A 19,183-nucleotide genomic window follows, 5' to 3' on the forward strand; every position below is an offset into this window, starting at 1 on the left:
TTTTTTCCGGGATCAGAACTCTTCTTTCGTCAGCCCGAAATGGCGGTACGCATGATTAGTGGCAATGCGACCGCGCGGGGTACGCTGGATAAAGCCCTGTTGAATCAGGTATGGCTCCAGCACGTCCTCAATCGTTTCGCGCTCTTCGCCGATGGCCGCCGCCAGGTTATCCAGCCCCACCGGCCCTCCCATGAATTTATCGATCACCGCCAGCAGCAGCTTGCGGTCCATGTAATCGAATCCTTCGGCATCCACATCCAGCATATCAAGCGCCAGCGTCGCCACATGCGCATCAATGTTCCCGTCCGCCTTCACTTCCGCATAGTCACGCACCCGGCGTAATAACCGGTTAGAAATACGCGGCGTACCGCGCGAACGACGGGCGATTTCCAGCGCGCCGTCTTCGGTCAGGGACAAGCCGAGACACTGGGCGCTGCGCCCGACGATATGCTGCAGGTCCGGCACGTTATAAAACTCAAGGCGCTGTACGATACCAAAGCGGTCGCGCAGCGGCGAAGTCAGCGAGCCGGCACGGGTGGTTGCGCCTACCAGGGTGAACGGCGGCAAATCGATTTTAATCGAACGCGCTGCCGGCCCCTCGCCGATCATGATATCCAGCTGATAATCTTCCATCGCCGGATAAAGAATCTCTTCCACCACCGGGGAAAGCCGGTGAATTTCATCAATAAACAACACGTCGTGCGGTTCGAGATTGGTCAGCATCGCCGCCAGATCGCCCGCCTTCTCCAGCACCGGGCCGGAAGTTGTGCGCAGGTTCACGCCCATTTCATTGGCAACAATGTTAGCCAGCGTGGTTTTCCCCAGCCCCGGCGGGCCGAAAATCAACAGATGATCCAGCGCATCGCCGCGCAAGCGCGCCGCTTTGATGAAAATCTCCATCTGCTCGCGCACCTGCGGCTGACCGACATACTCCGCCAGGCTTTTCGGGCGGATCGCGCGGTCAAACACCTCTTCCTCAGTGCCGTAATTCTCGGCGGAAATCAGACGGTCGGCTTCAATCATCCTGTTATTACCTCACGGAAAATCACATGGCAGCCCGCAGCGCATCGCGAATCAGCGTCTCGCTGTCGCTGCCCGGTTTGGCAATTTTACTGATCATACGGCTCGCTTCCTGAGGTTTATACCCCAGCGAGATCAGTGCCGCAACGGCCTCTGCCTCGGCATCCTGCACCGTGTTGCTGGCAACCGGCCGCGGCAGGTCGCTGACCGTGTTAAACAGGTCGCCGCTCAGGCCGCGGAAACGGTCCTTCATCTCCACCACCAGCCGCTCGGCGGTTTTCTTACCAACGCCCGGCAGTTTCACCAGCGTGGCAATTTCCTGCTTCTCTACCGCCGTTACAAACTGTTGCGCCGACATGCCTGATAAGATCGCCAGCGCCAGCTTCGGCCCGACGCCGTTCACCTTGATCAGCTCACGAAACAGCGCCCGCTCCTGCTTATTATTAAAGCCGTACAGCAACTGTGCATCTTCACGCACGACAAAATGGGTGAAAATAACGGCTTCTTTGCCCTGATCGGGCAGCTCATAAAAGCAGGTCATCGGCATTTGCACTTCATAACCTACGCCGTTAGCTTCCAGCAGCACTTCCGGCGGCTGTTTTTCGAGGATAATTCCTCTGAGGCGACCTATCACGCACGAACCCTCTTTTGTTTATTTCGCTGTGAAGCTTATACCATAAAAAAGGCTGGATGAATATCCAGCCTGACGACAACCTGACAGCGGCTCAGCGTAAACGCCCGCGCGCAAGGTTTAACCTCGCCGGGCTGACCCGCACCGCATTCTGGCTGACGTGGCAATGCGTAATTGCGACGGCGAGCGCATCCGCCGCATCCGCCTGCGGGTTGGCGGGCAGTTTCAGCAACGTACGCACCATGTGCTGCACCTGCGATTTCTCCGCCGACCCGATTCCTGCCACCGTCTGTTTGACCTGACGCGCGGCATATTCAAACACGGGCAAGTCCTGGTTTACCGCCGCGACAATCGCCGCGCCGCGCGCCTGCCCGAGCTTCAGGGCGGAATCGGCGTTCTTGGCCATAAAGACCTGCTCAATGGCGAAAAAATCCGGTTTGAACTGGGTGATGATTTCGCTCACCCCGGCGTACACCAGCTTAAGCCGGGTCGGCATATCATCGACGGCGGTGCGGATGCAGCCGCTGCCGAGATACTCGAGCTTTCGTCCCTGCTGGCGGATCACGCCATAACCGGTGATCCGCGAGCCGGGGTCAATCCCGAGGACGATGCTCATTCCAGGGTAGCCGCAACCTCATCGGAGATCTCACCGTTGTGGTAAACCTCCTGAACGTCATCGCAGTCTTCCAGCATGTCGATCAAACGCAGCAGCTTCGGTGCCGTTTCTGCGTCCATCTCCGCGTTGGTGGAGGGAATCATCGACACTTCGGCAGACTCTGCCACCAGGCCGGCCGCATCCAGCGCATCCTTCACCGCGCCGAAAGATTCCCACGGCGTGAACACGTCAATCGCGCCGTCGTCATAGCTGACCACGTCGTCCGCGCCGGCTTCCAGCGCCGCGTCCATCACCGTGTCTTCATCCAGGCCCGGCGCATAAGAAATCACGCCTTTTTTGGTGAACAGATAAGCCACGGAACCATCGGTCCCCAGGTTTCCGCCGCATTTGGTGAAGGCATGACGCACTTCGGAAACCGTACGGTTACGGTTATCGCTCAGGCACTCCACCATCACGGCGGTGCCGCCCGGACCATAACCTTCATAAATGATGGTTTCCATGTTGGTGTCTTCATCGCCGCCCACGCCGCGTGCGATAGCGCGGTTCAGCGTATCGCGGGTCATGTTGTTGGACAGCGCTTTATCGACAGCGGCGCGCAAGCGCGGGTTAGAACCCGGATCGCCGCCGCCCAGGCGGGCCGCGGTAACCAGTTCGCGGATAATCTTAGTGAAAATTTTCCCGCGTTTGGCGTCCTGCGCCGCTTTGCGGTGTTTGGTATTGGCCCATTTACTATGACCTGCCATAAAAAATCTCCGGTAAAAAGCCGCGAGGCTTTAATCAATTACAAAATGCGGGCGACGGCAAGCATGCCGCCGCTTAATGAACGAGCTCTTCAATCGCCTGCCGGTTACTCCACGACTTGGTCAGCAGGGCCGCTTGCCCAGCCTCCAGCCAGCGGTAAGCCAGGTGTTCGGTAACCGGAATATCCCGCTCAGCCGGCAGGGCCAGGCAGAACCAGTGTTCCAGGTTACGCGTCACGCCGGGTGCATAACGATGACGCAAATGCGCAAACAGCTCAAACTCCACGCAGCGCTGACAGTCAAGCAACGACAGATTTTCACCCTCAATATCGATGCCCACTTCTTCCTTTACCTCACGCTGCGCGGCATGCGGAGCAGACTCCCCGTCTTCCAGGCTGCCGGTTACCGACTGCCAGAATTCAGGATCGTCGCGCCGCTGTAACATCAGCACCCTTCCGCTCTGGCGGGCATAAATCACCACCAGAACCGACTCCGGACGCTTATACGCCATTACTGCTCGTCACCTTTCTTCGCAGTAACGGCAATCGCCAGCTCCTGCAACGCGGCCGGGTTGGCATAGCTCGGCGCATCCGTCAGCGGGCAAGCCGCCGCGGTGGTTTTCGGGAACGCGATCACGTCACGGATGTTGTCCGTGCCGGTCAGCAGCATCACCAGGCGATCCAGGCCGAAGGCCAGGCCGGCGTGCGGCGGCGTGCCGTATTTCAGCGCGTCCAGCAGGAAGCCGAATTTCTCGCGCTGTTCCTGTTCATTGATACCCAGAATGCCGAACACGGTCTGCTGCATTTCACCATTATGGATACGCACCGAACCGCCGCCCACTTCATAGCCGTTCATGACCATGTCATAGGCGTTGGCGATAGCGCCGACCGGATGGGCTTTCAGCTCAGCCGGGGTGATGTCGCGCGGCGCGGTGAACGGATGGTGCATGGCCGCCAGGCCGCCTTCGCCGTCTTCTTCGAACATCGGGAAATCGATGACCCACAGCGGCGCCCAGCGCGTCTCGTCGGTCAGTTTCAGATCGCGCCCTACCTTCAGGCGCAGCGCGCCCATCGCGTCGGTCGCCACTTTATAGCTGTCCGCGCCGAAGAACAGGATGTCGTCATTTTGCGCGCCGGTGCGTTCCAGAATCGCTTCCAGTACGTTTGCGCTCAGGAATTTGGCGATCGGGCTTTGCACCCCTTCCAGACCGGCGGCACGATCGTTCACCTTCAGCCAGGCCAGCCCTTTCGCACCATAGATACCCACGAACTGACCGTACTCATCGATGATCTTACGCGTCAGTTGCGCGCCGCCCGGCACCTTCAGCGCAATCACGCGCCCTTTCGGATCGTTGGCCGGGCCGGAGAAGACCTTGAACTCTACGTCTTTCACCAGGTCGGCAACGTCAACCAGTTCCAGCGGGTTACGCAGATCCGGCTTGTCGGAACCGAAACGACGCATGGCTTCGGCAAACGTCATCACCGGGAAAGCGCCGAGGTCGACGCCTTTGATTTCTTTCCACAGCTCGCTCGCCAGTTTTTCCATCACTTCACGCACCTGCTCAGCGGTCATGAAGGAGGTTTCCACGTCGATCTGGGTGAATTCAGGCTGGCGGTCGGCACGCAGGTCTTCGTCGCGGAAGCACTTAACGATTTGGTAGTAGCGATCGAAGCCGGACATCATCAGCAACTGCTTAAACAGCTGCGGCGACTGCGGCAGCGCGTAGAATTTGCCTTTATGTACGCGGCTCGGCACCAGATAGTCGCGCGCGCCTTCCGGCGTCGCTTTGGTCAGCATCGGGGTTTCGATGTCGAGGAAACCGTGGCTGTCCATAAAACGACGTACGAACGCGGTAATTTTGGCGCGGGTTTTCAGACGCTGCGCCATTTCAGGGCGGCGCAGATCCAGATAGCGGTATTTCAGGCGCAGCTCTTCGCTGTTCTGCTGGTTGAAGTCGAGCGGCAGCACGTCCGAACGGTTGATGATGGTCACGCGCTGGCCGAAGACCTCCACGTCGCCGGTCGCCATGTCTTTGTTTTTCTGATTATCCGGACGGGCGCGTACGGTACCGGTGATTTGCACGCAGTATTCGTTACGCAGCTCCGATGCCTGCTGGAACGCTTCCTGATGATCGGGATCGAAAAAGACCTGCACGATACCTTCACGGTCACGCAGGTCGATGAAGATCAACCCTCCCAGGTCGCGGCGGCGCTGAACCCAACCGCACAGCGTTACGTCCTGGCCAACATGGGACAGATTCAGTTGTCCGCAATACTCTGTACGCATAACGATATCCTTTTACTCCGCCGCGGACTCACCCTGGCAACGAGCCGGGCAGGCGCCGTTCTGGCAGCTGTTTTCTGAAGAATTCTTTCTGTTGTCTGTTTTGGCTGCACCCGGTTTGAAATCCGTCGCATACCAACCGGTTCCCTTGAGCTGAAATCCGGCGGCAGAGATCTTCTTTTGCAGTGCGGGGTTTCCGCAGGCGGGGCAATCGACCAGGGGCGCATCAGACATTTTCTGCAATTTTTCTAACTGATGATTGCAGGCGCTACAAGCATATTCATAAATCGGCATGGTAGTTTAAATCGACAGTGCTCATGAATGGGGTGCAAAAGGCGGTCATTATAAAGGAATTTCGCCGCTGCGATAAGTGCGCGCTCGCACTTTGCATGCAAGAACGCGCCCGGCAATGTTGTTTTTATGTTATATTCCGACCTCATTTCATGGAGTACGGCATATGATCTATCTCGGCCTGCCGCAATGGTCGCACAATGCATGGAGTAAGCTCGGCCTGAACGACCTGTCCGACTACAGCCGTTATTTCAACTGCGTGGAGGGCAATACCACCTTTTACGCCCTGCCGCGCACGGAAATCGTCCATCGCTGGCGCGACATGACCCACGATGACTTCCGTTTTTGCTTCAAATTTCCTTCGGTGATCAGTCACCAAAATGCGTTGCACGGTTGCGACGAGGCGCTGAATGAATTCTTCACCTGCCTGCGCCCGCTGGAGGCGCGCATCGGCGAACTGTGGCTGCAACTGCCCGCCGCCTTTGCGCCGCGCGACCTGCCCGCGCTGTGGCATTTTCTCGATACGCTGCCCGGCGCGTTCACCTACGGCGTGGAAGTGCGCCATCCCCAATTTTTTGCCAAGGGCGAGGAAGAGCGGGCGCTGAACCGCGGGCTGTATCAGCGCGGCGTGAACCGGGTTATCCTCGACAGCCGGCCGGTGCACCACGCCCGGCCGCATACCGCCGCCGTGCGCGACGCCCAGCAAAAGAAACCCAGGGTTCCGCTGCACGTGCTGCTGACGGCGCAGCGTCCGCTTATCCGTTTTATCGGCGGCGACGATCTGGCGGAAAACCAAAAATGGTTCGAACCCTGGGCAGAAAAAATCGCACAGTGGAACGAACACAGCGATCCGTTCCTTTTTATTCATACGCCCGACAATGCCGATTCCCCGCAACAGGCTCGGGCGTTGTGGCAATTGCTGGCCCGCGTCGCCACGCTTCCGCTGCCGCCGCCGGATTGGCCGCAGCAAAACACACTCTTTTAAGCGCATCCTTACTCACTAAAAAACGTGGAAATATAGAAATATCCCACACAAAACAATTAGATATTTCTGAACCCTTTCAACAAAATTTTTCACGCGACATCCTGAAAACAGCAGGTTATTATCTGCGTGCCGGTTATTGATAGTTAGCAATGGAGCTAAAAATGGTAAGCGCGCTTTATGTCGTGCTCGGCGCACTGTTATTGATCAAGCTGTCATTAAACGTTGTTAAGCTGCGTGTGCAATACCGTGTTTCCTATGGCGACGGCGGCTTCTATGAGTTGCAGACTGCGATCCGCGTTCACGGCAACGCCGTGGAGTACATTCCCATTGCGGCCATCCTGTTGGTGATCATGGAGATGAACGGCGCGAAGGTGTGGATGATCCACGTCTGCGGTCTCCTGCTGCTGGCGGGTCGTCTGATGCATTACTACGGTCTGCATCACCGGGAAATCAGCTGGCGCCGCTCCGGTATGAGCGCCACCTATATTTCCCTGGTACTGATGGTGCTGGCCAATCTTTACTACCTTCCCTGGGACCAGCTCCTGGCCCTCGACTGAGCAAGCGCAGCGGACGCATAGCCGCAGGATGCCAATTCTGCTAAACTGCGTCCCCTTTTGGTTATCAACTCCACTCAGCCGCTATGTCAGACCACGATAACGCCCACGCACGCGACTTACTGTTTTCCGCCCCCATCGCCAAACTGGGCGACTGGACCTTCGACGAACGCGTCGCCGAAGTCTTCCCCGATATGATCCAACGTTCGGTTCCCGGTTATTCCAACATCATTTCCATGATTGGCATGCTGGCCGGCCGTTTCGTCCGCCCCGACAGCCGGGTTTACGATCTGGGCTGCTCGCTCGGCGCTGCAACGCTGTCGATCCGGCGCAACATTCAGGCGCCGGGCTGCCGGATTATCGCGGTAGACAACTCGGCGCCGATGGTCGAGCGCTGCCGCCGCCATATCGATGCCTTCCGTGCCGATACGCCGGTGGAGGTCATCGAAGCCGACATTCAGGACATCACTATCGAAAATGCGTCATTGGTGGTGCTCAACTTCACGCTGCAATTCCTGCCGCCGGAAAAGCGCCAGGTGCTGCTCGACAAAATCTATCAGGGCCTGCTGCCCGGCGGCGCGCTGGTGCTGTCGGAAAAGCTGAGCTTTGCCGATGCCGCCATCGGCGAATTGTTGTTTGATATGCATCACGACTTTAAGCGCGCCAACGGCTACAGCGAGCTGGAAATCAGCCAGAAGCGCAGCATGCTGGAAAACGTGATGCTGACCGACTCTGTGGAAACCCACCAGGCGCGCCTGCTGCAGGCCGGGTTTGAACACACGGGCGTGTGGTTCCAGTGCTTCAACTTTGGCTCCCTGCTGGCGCTGAAGGCCGGAGGAGAAGCATGATCGGATTCGGCAACTTTTACCGCCACATCGCCGACGGGCCGCTCAGCCACTGGCTGGAAGTATTGCCCGCTCAGCTTGCCGCCTGGCAGAAAGAGTCCCTGCACGGTAAATTCAAAGACTGGTTCAACGCCGTCGATCGCCTGCCGGAAATGACGCCTTACCGCCTCGACCTGCTGCGCAGCGTCACTGCCGAAGCGGAAAGCCCGCTGGGCGAAGGGCAAAAAACCGGCATCGAAACCATGCTGCGCGTCCTGATGCCCTGGCGTAAAGGGCCGTTCGATCTCTACGGCATTCACATCAATACCGAATGGCGCTCCGACTGGAAATGGGAGCGGGTTCTGCCGCACATTTCCTCGCTGGAAGGACGGACGGTGCTCGACGTCGGCTGCGGCAGCGGCTACCACCTGTGGCGGATGATTGGCGCCGGCGCACATTTCGCCGTCGGCATTGACCCGATGCAGCTGTTTCTGTGCCAGTTCGAAGCGGTGCGTAAGCTGCTGGGCAACGACCAGCGCGCGCATCTGCTGCCGCTGGGCATCGAGCAGTTGCCGGAACTTGCCGCGTTCGACACCGTATTCTCTATGGGCGTGCTGTATCACCGGCGCTCGCCGCTGGATCACTTGTTCCAGTTAAAGAATCAGTTGGTTAACGGCGGCGAGCTGGTGCTGGAAACGCTGGTGGTCAGCGGTGACGAGCATCAGGTGCTGGTGCCGGGAGATCGGTACGCGCAGATGCGCAACGTTTACTTCATCCCGTCCGCCAAGGCCCTGGTGAAATGGCTGGAGAAATGCGGGTTTTGTGACGTCAGGATCGCCGATGAGTGCCCCACCACGCTGGAGGAGCAACGCCGGACGGACTGGATGACGAGTGAATCGCTGGCGGAGTTTCTTGATCCGAAAGATCAGAGCAAAACGCGGGAAGGCTACCCGGCGCCGATCCGGGCGGTCCTAATCGCAAGAAAGCCCTAGTCTTTACGCTGAAACCCGCCGGATTCACAACCGCCTGAATCCGGCGGGTTTCAGTCAGTTAATTCAGTTACTTAAACTCCCGTTCCCGGCGCACCGCCGCCTGGCGCTGTATCGCCTGCTCTCCCGCTTTTTCCACCACCCTGAGCGCCGCGCCGCCGGGCGGCAATGCACGATCGATGCTCAGATCATTGCCGGATTCGGCGAGAAGCGCCTGAAGCTGCTGATGCTCACCGCACCATAACGCGTCGATATCCTCATCCCGCCGGGTATCGCGTTCGGCGGAAAAAGCTACCGTCCGGGCCTGAAAGCGCGGGCTTTCCGCACCGCCGCCCAGCTCCAGCCCATATCCCGGCGTCGCAGGTTTGCCGATCACTACCCGCCCTTCCTTCAGCCAGACGCCGGCCATCTCCTCACGCACCTCGTAGCCCAGCTTAGCCAGCCCTTCCAGCACGGCCTCCCGGCGCGCCAGCGCGGCGATTTTCGCCTGCTGCTTCTGTGTCGCCTCGTTTGCCCTGGCGATGGCCCCCGCCAGCGTGCCTGGGTCGCGTGCCTGCAACGCTTGTTGCAGCGTTTCAATCAGCGGCGCCAGTTCATCAGCGTCAAAGCTTTCCAGTCCGGCGATCAACACGCCGAGTTCCTGCCTGCCGTCCACCCGCGCGCGGGCTTCCCGCGTCGCCTGCGCCAGTTCCAGAATCAGCGAATCGCTTAACGTATCCCAGCGATGATCCTGCGCCAGTTGGCTCAGCTCGGCAGAACGACGGCGGATATCGCGGATATCCCGTTCCGGGTCCAGAATCACCAGTTCGGCGATATGGCGTTCAATACGGCGCAGGCGCGCATCAGCCTGCGCAGCGTCCTGCGCTTGCCAGGTTTCCGCCTGATACGCCTGCGGTTTCAGGCTTTCGGCCAGCGCACGCTGGCGCTCCGTGAGAATATCCCCCTGCGGCTGAAGTAAACGCAGCGCCTGGTTCAGCACCTGCGTATCCCCATTTTCCCCTTGCGCCAGCGCGCTCAGGCGCTGAATCAGCTCCGTGTGCTCAGGCATCCGCCGCTGCAACTCCGCCAGCAACACCGCCGCATTCTCCCGCCCCCGGCGTTGCTGCATCAGCGCCCCGGCCTCGGCGTCGATCATCATTTCCTGCGTCTGACGCATGTCTTCCCGGATAAATTCAATCATCCCCGGCACTTGATCCGTCATGGCGGCAAAATTCGCCGCGCTATGGGGGTAGAGGTTACGTCCGAACGCCACCATCTCCTGATAACGCCGGCGAATTTTTGCCGCTTTCTCTGCATCAGCCTGCGTGTTTTGCTGATTCAGCGCTTCCCACTGCTGCATCAGCTGTTTCAGGCAGGCCATTGAGCGCCTGAAATCGGCAATGTCTTCCTGACGGGCGCGAATGGTATGTACGGATGCGCTCATTGATTTTCCTCGCTGTTTTCATAGGCCGGCGGATGGACTTCAGCCCTTGTTTTCATCGCCTGCTCAATCGCCTGACGCAACCTGATGCGCTCACGTTCGCCATCGTTGTACCACCCCTGCACCGACACCCGGTGACGGTACGGCGCCACCCGCTTCAGCAGCGCCGGGCGCCACAGTTCGCGCGCACGGGCCTGCGCCAGCAGCGGGTGATGCGGCACATCGCACTCAATGCCGATCAGGTATTCGCCGCTGTGCGGATCTTCAAGCAGGCAATCATAATAAAATGCCCCCTCACGCCGGGAATCCGCCGGTTGCCAGCCCAGTTCGCGGATAAACGCCTTCACTTCGCGCACGAAGCCGTCTTCCCCCTGTGTTGCTCCTGTGGCGACGTTTTCGCTGCGCATCATGCGGCCCAGCAGTTCGCGCGAACGCGGATACGCCTGCTGTGACAGATGACGGGCGTACTCCAGGTATCCCTGCAAATAATCACGCGGAATATCCGGCTTACGCCGGGTGCTCAGCAGATCCGAAATTTCCTGAACCGGCATGGAAGAAACGATGTGCACCTGCCGGCGGGCGCGGGTCACGGCCACGTTCAGCCGCCGCTCGCCCCCCGACTGCCCCAGCACGCCGAAGTTGCGCCGGAACGTGCCTTGTTTATTGCGCCCGAAGGTGGTGGAGAAGATGATCACGTCACGCTCATCTCCCTGCACGTTTTCCACATTTTTCACGAAGAAGGACATATCTTCATCGTCCTCGCTGCGCTTTTGTTCTTCCCAATACGCCTGACGAAACACGCTGTCCCGCTCGGCGCGGGCCTCGATTTTGCGCTCGATGAGCTGCGCCTGCTTCTGGTTAAACGTCACCACGCCGACGGAAGGCCGCTGGTCATATGGCAATTTCCAGATGGCCGCCAGCAGTTTCACCACCTTAAAGGCTTCCCGCAGGTTGGTTTGATTTTGATACCGGCCGTTAACCTCAATCAGCGAAACCGGCCTGAGCTTGCCGATCACCTTCTCGGAGTGCTGCACCGGAATATTCAGCCGGTTCTCATAAAATGCATGATTGGAGAATTCGATCAATTCGCGGTAAGCCGAACGGTAGTGGATTTCAAGCGTTTGCACCGGTAACACGGTCCGCGCCAGGTGAAGCAGATCGGGGCAGTCGCTGATCCGGCGATAATCCCAGCGCTCCGCCGCTTCATCCTGTTGCCCTTCTTCGGCGTCCGTTTCTTCCTCGTCCTCGTCATCCGCACTGAAGCGCCCGGAGAAAAACGCGGAAGGCGGCATCTGTTTTTCGTCGCCGCTGACCACCATGCGCCGGCTGCGGAACAGCGTCGGCAACGCAAATTCCACCGGCATCTGGGAGGCTTCATCATAAATCACCGCGTCGAACAGCCCCGCCTTGAGCGGCAAGACCTGGCTGGCAACGTCCGGCGTCATCAGCCACACCGGCCGTAAATGCATCAGCCCAAGCGCTTCACCTTCCTCAATAAACTCACGCAGGCGGCGCGCCCGTTTGCCGCGCAGGCGGGTAATCTCCTCCCACGCCCGCAGCGGGCTGATACGCTCACGATCGAGATCGGTGGTCAGCGCCAGCTTGTTCCACTCCCGCATCCGGCGGTCGGCGCCGTCCAGCCGGGCGACCTGCTCCTCGCGCCTTTCCGCATCCAGCAGTAACAACGGCGTTTGCCTCTCCATTTGCTGTTTCCAGCTCAGGCGTACTTCCCGATCCAACGTACGGGACACCACTTCCGTCTGCTCCGCCACCGGAAACGCCTTCAACGCACTTTCCTGTTCGCGCAGGTATTTCAGCACGGCGAGACTGCTCTCATCCAACTGAGCCGCCAGCGGACGGAACTGCTGGTATGACGCCAGCGCAGGCAGTGCGCCTTCGAGGGCATTGATGTCTTGCGTAAGCCGCCGGTTGGTCGTGATCGCCTGAGTGAAGCGCTCATGCACAGACGCCTCCAGCCAGCCGCGCAGCTTCGCCAGCGCGTCAAGGCTGGCGGAACGCGCCTGACAGCGCCGGATAGCCGCCTTCAGCTCATCCGTATGGCGCTCGAAACCGTCCCGCTGCCGTTCAACGATGGCGCTTACCCACCCGGCGCAGTCCGGCGACTGCGTCAGCGGTTCAAATAACTGCGCGGTTCGCCGCAGATTACGGCGGGTTTCCGTCAGCAGCGCGCCTAATGCCAGCGCATCCAGCAAGCCGGCCGGCGGCAATCCCAGGTGCTGATGCAGGCGGGAAAGCTCCGTTCTGACCAAACGCCACTGCAGTTCCAGCCGGGCCGAGCCCCCCAGGCGCGCCAGTAAATCCGGCGTCTCCTGTAAGCCCTGCTGCTGTAAAAAAGCGTTCAGCTTGCCGCGACGCACGTAATAAAAAGGATTCAGATAACGCCAGAACGAACGGCGCAGCGCATCTTCCGTGGCGGTAATCAGGCGCGGCAGCAGCCCGCCGTCGCAGGCGGCCAGTCCGAGGAACAACAGTGGATCGGCGCCAGCGCCGTCAATCTCCTGCAAGCGCCCCGCCAGTTGATCCAGTTGTTGCAGAATCTGTCCGCCCTGCACCAGGCTGCCATGATAAGAAAAGAACAGCGGCAGCCAGCGGGAAAGGTTCTCCCACTCCGCATCCGTCAGTTCGCCGAACAACGCCGGGTAACGTTCAAGGGTATGTTGGTGGCCGGAGCAATCCGCCGCGCTGATGTCAATGGCCTGATAAGGGCCGGCCAGCGTCTCGTCCCTGATGCGTTCCCGTTCACGCAGGGCAATAAAACGGTGGCGAAAATCATCGAGCACCACCGGTTCTCCCGGAAAAGGCGTCAGCTGCGCCAACGGGCTTTGTTCATATTCCGCGTTCAGCCACAGGGGAATCCACGGCCCTATCGCCCGTTTAATCGTCTCTACCTGTTCCAGAGCGCACGGCTGCAATAGCGACCGCAACGCCGGTACATCCAGGCGGCGCGGGTCGGACTCCAACACCATTAACTCGCCCAGCAAAGCGCGGTAGCTGATGCCGGTGTTCGCGTCCGTCCGGTATAAGGCCTGATAGTATTCATCCAGCACCTTGCCGGTCTGCTCCAGCTCTTCGGCGGTGTCCCGGCGGGAAGTGACCCAGGGATTCACCGCCGTTTCCGCAGGCCGGTACAGCCCCTCCAGCTGGGTACGCACGTTGCGGATAATGGCGTCGCGCTCACGCAGCACGTCTTTCACCATCACGACCCGATCCCCCAGTCCGCAGGCGACGATGCGCTTAAACACCACCTCCAGCGCCGCCGGTTTCTGGCAGATCACCAGCAGGCTGCTGCGCCGGCCGATAGCATCCGCCACCATGTTAACGATGGTCTGGCTCTTCCCGGTGCCGGGCGGCCCCTCAATCAACAATCCGGGCGCATTACGCGCCGCCAGTATCGCCGCTTCCTGCGAGGGATCGCTGGTTACGGCGAAATAGCACTCGTGCGCGGCGGCGGGCCGGGGCGGCGTTTCCTGAGGCGAACCCAGCCCCAGCGCTGTTTCCAGCGCGGTTCCGCCGGGTGAGAGCGCACTCAGTTGCCGCAAATCTTCACTGATGGCCTGACCGATAAACGAGGCATGAAACAACACGGCGCTGCACACCAACTGTGCACTGTTTTCTTCGATTTCTTCATCGGTTTGCGTCAGGCGGACCAGCTGTTTTTCGCGGGCGGGGAGCAGCGCCGAAAGGCTTTCCATCACCTCTTCCGCAGTCAGCGAGGACTGACCGAGCAGCTCATCCAGCGCGCTCTGCCAGGCTTTGACCGCCGGAATGCCGACAAAGTTTTCCAGCGCCGGGTTCAGCCGCACCACGCCCCGCTCATGGTCAAAACGCAGGCTGGCTACATCGCGGATACCCGCCTCCATATTGATGCTGACCGGCCACAGCAGCAACGGCGCAATACGCGGCTTCATCTGCCTGGGCTGGTTATGCAGCAGCAGAAAGGGGAAGCCGAGGTAACGCCCGTCGATGCCGGTATCACGTTGGTAAAGCAGGGTCTGGGCGCACAGCGTACGCAGCCTGCCGTTGGCCGATTCATTCGCCAACAGCGCTTCGCCATCGACGGACACCGCCGTTTTGCCGCGTGCCAGCAGATGATTCAACAGCGCCGCCGCACTTTTGCCCCCACCGCCCAGTTCGCACAAATCCACCCGCGCGGCATGGGGCGTGATACGCATCCGCACCAGCGAACCACGCATTGATGAGGCGGTGATCTTACGGGTAAAGAAGCTGAGCACCTGACTGACATAGCGCCGGCGCTCCGGCGCCAGCCACTGCTCCGCCGGAACCGCCAGCATCACCAGCACCTGCTCCAGCGGCAGGCGACGGGTCAGCAGAAAATGCCCGGCCCAGGCGTCAACGTCGGGAATATCGCTGCGGTTAAAGCCGTTGATGCGATCCGCCAGTTGCTGATACAGCGTCTGGCGCGGTGCCTGCAACCATTCCCGCGCCGCTTCGCGCTCAAACGCCAGCACGCCGCAGCGCGCCGCCAGCGTCTGGGCCTGCGTCAGCAGGCTTTCCGCGGAAACATATTGCTCAGCCCCTGCGCTAAGCAGAACGATCAAATCGTCCTCGCTGAGGTTGCGCCGGTCGATCAGCGTTTTCAGTCCGGGATGACGGGTATCCGGAAACAGGCGGCGCTGTTCTTCCCACAGCGCCGCCAGCCGTACACGCGAGGTTGCCAAAAGATGAATGCGCAGCGTCTCTTCGTCAAACGCTATGCCCAGCGTAGTGCCACGTTCGCGCACCCGTGCCTGGCGGGCGTTCAACTGCGTGAGCCAGTGCCCCGGCTCGCCCTGGCCGAGCATTTCCGGCAGCGGCCCGGTCAGCAGCGCATAGCCCTCCTGCGGGTGTTCCAGCAGCCAGGCGGGTGTGACGATTTCGCCGCGCAGGATCAGCGGCATGTTCGGATTAAGCTGTTTGAGCGCCAGCATCAGGCGGAAGTCGTCATCGGTCTCCGTCAGTCCGCTCACCTGCCGAAGCATCGCGATGACCGTATCCTCAACGCCGCACGTCTGCGCCCAGGTTGTTATCTCGCCGCGCAACAGCAACGTTTGGGCTTCCTGCCAGTGTTGTTGCGTGGCGGCGGCCAGGGCAAAAGCGGCTGGCTGGCGATAGATGCTCCCGCCAAGCGTAATCTCCGCCCCGCTCCCGGCAACGGCGCCCATTTCATCAGCAACCGCGACGGGACGCCCTTCCAGCCAGGCTTCAACCTCAGGCCACTGCCAGCGGCGGTGACGGTCGCGGGTGAGTAAGCCACGCAGCAGCAGCCGCAAACGCGGGTCGAGATTGTCCGGGAGAGTCACGCCGTTCGCCAGCACCTGAATCAGGAAAGCATGAGGGTGAACGTCGTCGAAACAGGCGCCGTGGGTCAGTTGCTCCAGCAGAATAATGCCCAGGTTCCACCAGTCCGACGCGGCGGCCACACCGCCGGCCAGGGTTTCCGGCGCGCTGTAACGGCTGATGCCCAGCGGCGCGACGATGTCGAGATCGAACTCAGAAAGGCAGGCGGAACCAAATTCAATAATGACGATATCCAGCGGGTGGCGGGTGCGGATCAACAGGTTGCCGGGCCGCAGATCGCGGTGGCGCAGTCCGTGTTCGGCGAAGCTGAACAACGCGCTGCCCAGCTCACGCACCACGTGCGGAATTTCATCCTCATGCCAGTAATCGCCGCCGGCGACAAACGCCTCCAGCGAACCGCCGGTCAGCGCTTCCGCCACCTGCCAGGCGCGCTCGTTCCAGCGCCCGGTGGCGATAATTTCCGGCACATGTTCGCGCGGCAGACGCCGCACTACGTCATAAATCGCCGGGTCGGGCTCCGCGCCGCAGGCATACAGCGTCAGCACGGCCTGACGGCCGTCTTCCTGATGCTGCGCCAGGTAGCGCTCGCGCACGCTGTCATCGCGGTTGATGCGCCGCAGGAGTTGCCAGCCGTCAATGGCGGTCACCTCATCGCCGCCCGCTTCCGGCACTGGAACTTCAGCGGGTGCGTCGGCGCCGCACACCAGGCACATCAGGTCATCGTCGTCCAGCGGGTGACCGTTGCGGCACAGCCGCGCCGTGCCCGCCGCGCTTTCCGGCGGCGCGACGTCGCTGGCGGCGACCACCGCTTCAGGACGCCATCCCTTCGCATGGATAGGTTCGGCGGAGAGATCCCAGCCGCACGGACGATCGTCAACACGCCCTTCGCAGAAGATTTCCGTCAGCGCACGTTCCGTGTGGCAGTTAGGGCAAAAACGCATCATAGCGAACGATTCCGATCCTTGTTATCGCGCAGTACCGGAGTAAAGGAATGGCCCCGGTCCGTCAAAAATTCATTGAGCCGCTGCATGTCATCACGGCGCGGAATGCCGATCAGGCTCACTACGCCCGCATCGTCAATCGCCAGGTCCAACACCTTTTCGTCCGCCGGCAGCGGCGCGTTATAGCGGGCGAAACACGTCTCACCCAACGGTGTTAAGAGATGAAGCCGCTGATTATCGCTGCCGCGCAGCCTGAGCGTTTGCGGCGCATCCTGCTCGAACGGCTCCGACATCAGGGCGTCAATCAGCCCCGTCATGCGCGCAAGTTCATCGTTCAGGACGGGGAATGGATAGCCGCTGAACACCAGGATATCACCGTGAAATTCGGCGCGTATGGCCGTCAGCAGCGCCGCCAGCGCCTGTGGCTGATCGAAGGGTTCACCGCCGGAAACGGTAATGCCGTCCGCCTGCGCCAGCCAGGGGCGCAGGTGTGCTATCACATCAGCGACGGGTGTTTTTTCGCGGCGGAAACGCCAGGTTTCCGGCGACAGGCAGCCAGGGCAGCGTAACGAACAGCCCTGTGTCCAGATACCGATGCGCCTGCCCGGCCCCAGCGTCGTAACCGGAAAGTGCAGGCGCGACAGCGCAATCGCCGTCATTGCGCCGCTTCCGCCTGCCGGGTCAACAGCAACTGCGTCGTCTCGCCGGTCAATACGCCATTAACCTCATAGCCTTCGCCCGGCCGGGCGTCGGCGTCAAACAACGCGCGCGCCAGCGGGTTAACCAGATGGACTTCGAGTTGGTTACGGATGCCGCGCCCGCCGTTCGACAAATCCGCCAGGCACAGTTCACGCAGCGACGCCATCGCCGCGTCGCTCAGCGTAACCGTCATCTCTTGCGCTTTCAGCCCTTCCAGCGTATTGCCCACCATTTGCGTAAAGATCTGGTCGGCGACGTCGGGGCGGATAAAGTCAAACACGATGATGTTTTCACCGATACGGTTCAGCAATTCGGGGCGGTTCAGCACCAGCTTAAAATGACGTTCAATCTCCGCTCTTACGTTACGCTGTACGGTTTCATACGGCTCATCCGGACGCACGTTCGCCACCCGCTCGCCGTTGGCGTCGAGGCGATAGATCCCCAGATTGGAGGTGAAGATAATCAGCGCTTCGGAGAAATAAACCCGGTCGCCGCGCCCGGACGTCAGCACGCCGTCATCAATGATTTGCAGAAATTTATCCATCAGGCGCGGGTGCGCCTTCTCAATTTCATCAAACAACACCACGCTGAACGGCTTTTCGCGGATAGCGTTAGTCAGTTCGCCACCCACGTTGTAACCAACGTACCCCGGCGGCGCCCCAATCAGGCGTTGATCGGCATGTTCGGCGCTGAATTCCGACATATCAAAGCGGATATAAGCGCTTTCATCGCCGAACAACAGTTGCGTGACGGTTTTCGCCAGCTCGGTTTTCCCAACCCCGGTCGGCCCGGCGAGAAATACCACTCCGCGCGGCCGCCCGCCCTGACGGCCCACGCCGGTCACTGCCCGCTTGATGATGTCCAGCATATGCGTAACGGCGTGCGTCTGCCCTTTGACCCGTTTACGGATCAGGCCGTCCGCGTTGCGGATTTTGTCCTTTTCAATCTTTAGCCAGGGATCTTCGGTAATCCCGACCTTATAACGCCGTACCGCATCGCTGACGCGATCCTGCGCCACGCCTTCAATGCGCGCCAGCTGGGCGATCGCGTTCATGTCGATCAGCAGCAAGCCTTCGGTTTCATCCACAAACGCCTGGAGGGATTTCTGTTGCGTCGCCTCATCGCTTTCCCCGCCCGCCAGGGAACGCAGCAACGCCGGCGCCAGCGCGCGGCGGGCGATGCGATCCGGTCTGGCGACCGGAATATGGCGGATTCGCGGGTTGTTGATCAAAAACCAGTCGGGCAAATCGCCCTCTTTTTCCACCACCCACAGCACGGTGTTGAAGAACGCCCGCCGTTGTTCTCCGGCCGGACGCGCGCGCGCCTGATGAGAAAGCACCAGCGCCCGGGTAAACAGGCTGTGTTCCGCCGGCGTCAGGTTGTCGTTGTGGTTAATCAGGCAGGAGGCGAAGTCCACGATCAGCGCAACCGGTTCGCCGGGCAGTTCAATCAGGCGCTCCAGCGTGGCGTTGAGCAGATCGATTCCCCCGTTCGCCCGGCCATCAACCACGTTCAGGCCAAGCTGCGTCAGCGTTTTTTGCGTCGCGGCGGGATCTTCGCCGGGAAAGTTCACGGGCGTGAAACCGTGCAGCGGGTTGAACGCCACCACGTGCTGATAGCCCGCTTCGCGCAGCGCGTTATGCAGCGCCTGCTGGAAAGGCAGCGTCGTTACCGCGCCCGGCGCGATTTCACTCGCCTGTAAATCACGGACGTTGCCGGAGAGAACGAACTGGCTTTTCAGCGGTAAGAAACGCAGTAAATCGCGGACCCAGCGCGGCGGCTGGTAAGAGGGCGTCTGTGACATCATGATTCCTTTCGTGACTTCGCCGGCGGCACGGCGTTCAATAGCAATGATTGTAATCAATTTCACC

General features: G+C 60.4%; 15 protein-coding genes. 4 read left to right on the plus strand and 11 right to left on the minus strand.

Features of this window, described 5'->3' with window-relative positions:
* Positions 1-12: 12 nt before the first annotated feature.
* The 7 genes from ruvB to C8D90_RS04065 form a co-directional block, all read right to left on the minus strand.
* Positions 13-1,023, minus strand: a complete 1,011-nt coding sequence (gene ruvB, locus C8D90_RS04035; RefSeq protein WP_115457095.1) for a Holliday junction branch migration DNA helicase RuvB — start codon at positions 1,021-1,023, stop codon at positions 13-15.
* A 22-nt stretch (positions 1,024-1,045) separates the two neighbouring features.
* A complete protein-coding gene (gene ruvA, locus C8D90_RS04040) occupies positions 1,046-1,654 on the minus strand; it encodes a Holliday junction branch migration protein RuvA (RefSeq protein WP_115457096.1) in 609 nt (202 codons plus the stop codon).
* A 91-nt stretch (positions 1,655-1,745) separates the two neighbouring features.
* Entirely contained in the window at positions 1,746-2,267 is a 522-nt protein-coding gene (gene ruvC, locus C8D90_RS04045) for a crossover junction endodeoxyribonuclease RuvC (RefSeq protein WP_115457097.1), read from the minus strand.
* Entirely contained in the window at positions 2,264-3,010 is a 747-nt protein-coding gene (locus tag C8D90_RS04050) for a YebC/PmpR family DNA-binding transcriptional regulator (protein WP_115457098.1), read from the minus strand. Before C8D90_RS04050 ends, ruvC begins: the two co-directional genes overlap by 4 nt.
* A 73-nt stretch (positions 3,011-3,083) precedes the next feature.
* Entirely contained in the window at positions 3,084-3,518 is a 435-nt protein-coding gene (gene nudB / locus C8D90_RS04055) for a dihydroneopterin triphosphate diphosphatase (protein WP_115457099.1), read from the minus strand.
* The gene (aspS, locus tag C8D90_RS04060; protein WP_115457100.1) at positions 3,518-5,293 is read right to left on the minus strand and encodes an aspartate--tRNA ligase; all 1,776 of its coding nucleotides are present in this window, start codon (positions 5,291-5,293) and stop codon (positions 3,518-3,520) included. The genes nudB and aspS overlap by 1 nt, the downstream gene beginning before the upstream one ends.
* A 12-nt stretch (positions 5,294-5,305) precedes the next feature.
* Positions 5,306-5,584 carry an FmdB family zinc ribbon protein gene (locus tag C8D90_RS04065; protein WP_115457101.1) on the minus strand — a complete coding sequence of 93 codons (279 nt, stop codon included), beginning with the start codon at positions 5,582-5,584 and terminating at the stop codon, positions 5,306-5,308.
* A 163-nt stretch (positions 5,585-5,747) separates the two neighbouring features.
* On the opposite strand from C8D90_RS04065, the gene C8D90_RS04070 reads away from it, so the two are divergent.
* From C8D90_RS04070 to cmoB, 4 genes are all read left to right on the plus strand, one after another.
* Entirely contained in the window at positions 5,748-6,566 is an 819-nt protein-coding gene (locus C8D90_RS04070; protein ID WP_115457102.1) for a DUF72 domain-containing protein, read from the plus strand.
* Positions 6,567-6,727: 161 nt separating this feature from the next.
* A complete protein-coding gene (locus C8D90_RS04075) occupies positions 6,728-7,123 on the plus strand; it encodes an MAPEG family protein (RefSeq protein WP_115457103.1) in 396 nt (131 codons plus the stop codon).
* 83 nt (positions 7,124-7,206) lie between these two features.
* Complete coding sequence (gene cmoA, locus C8D90_RS04080) at positions 7,207-7,968, plus strand: carboxy-S-adenosyl-L-methionine synthase CmoA (RefSeq protein WP_115457104.1); 762 nt, start codon at positions 7,207-7,209, stop codon at positions 7,966-7,968.
* Positions 7,965-8,936: a tRNA 5-methoxyuridine(34)/uridine 5-oxyacetic acid(34) synthase CmoB gene (gene cmoB, locus C8D90_RS04085; RefSeq protein ID WP_115457105.1), complete on the plus strand. Its 972-nt coding sequence runs from the start codon at positions 7,965-7,967 to the stop codon at positions 8,934-8,936. The genes cmoA and cmoB overlap by 4 nt, the downstream gene beginning before the upstream one ends.
* A gap of 67 nt (positions 8,937-9,003) precedes the next feature.
* Here the strand turns inward: cmoB and C8D90_RS04090 are convergent, their stop codons facing one another.
* The 4 genes from C8D90_RS04090 to C8D90_RS04105 are packed head-to-tail and all read right to left on the minus strand — an operon-like array spanning position 9,004 to position 19,176.
* Positions 9,004-10,356: a coiled-coil domain-containing protein gene (locus C8D90_RS04090; RefSeq protein WP_115457106.1), complete on the minus strand. Its 1,353-nt coding sequence runs from the start codon at positions 10,354-10,356 to the stop codon at positions 9,004-9,006.
* On the minus strand, positions 10,353-16,616 hold the full coding sequence (locus tag C8D90_RS04095; protein WP_115457107.1) for an AAA domain-containing protein: 6,264 nt from the start codon (positions 16,614-16,616) through the stop codon (positions 10,353-10,355). The genes C8D90_RS04090 and C8D90_RS04095 overlap by 4 nt, the downstream gene beginning before the upstream one ends.
* Entirely contained in the window at positions 16,613-17,272 is a 660-nt protein-coding gene (locus C8D90_RS04100; protein WP_115457108.1) for a 4Fe-4S single cluster domain-containing protein, read from the minus strand. The genes C8D90_RS04095 and C8D90_RS04100 overlap by 4 nt, the downstream gene beginning before the upstream one ends.
* Positions 17,269-19,176: an AAA family ATPase gene (locus C8D90_RS04105; protein ID WP_230472940.1), complete on the minus strand. Its 1,908-nt coding sequence runs from the start codon at positions 19,174-19,176 to the stop codon at positions 17,269-17,271. Before C8D90_RS04105 ends, C8D90_RS04100 begins: the two co-directional genes overlap by 4 nt.
* Positions 19,177-19,183 lie beyond the last annotated feature (7 nt).

This window comes from Enterobacillus tribolii, assembly GCF_003363015.1.
Lineage (GTDB): Bacteria > Pseudomonadota > Gammaproteobacteria > Enterobacterales > Enterobacteriaceae > Enterobacillus > Enterobacillus tribolii.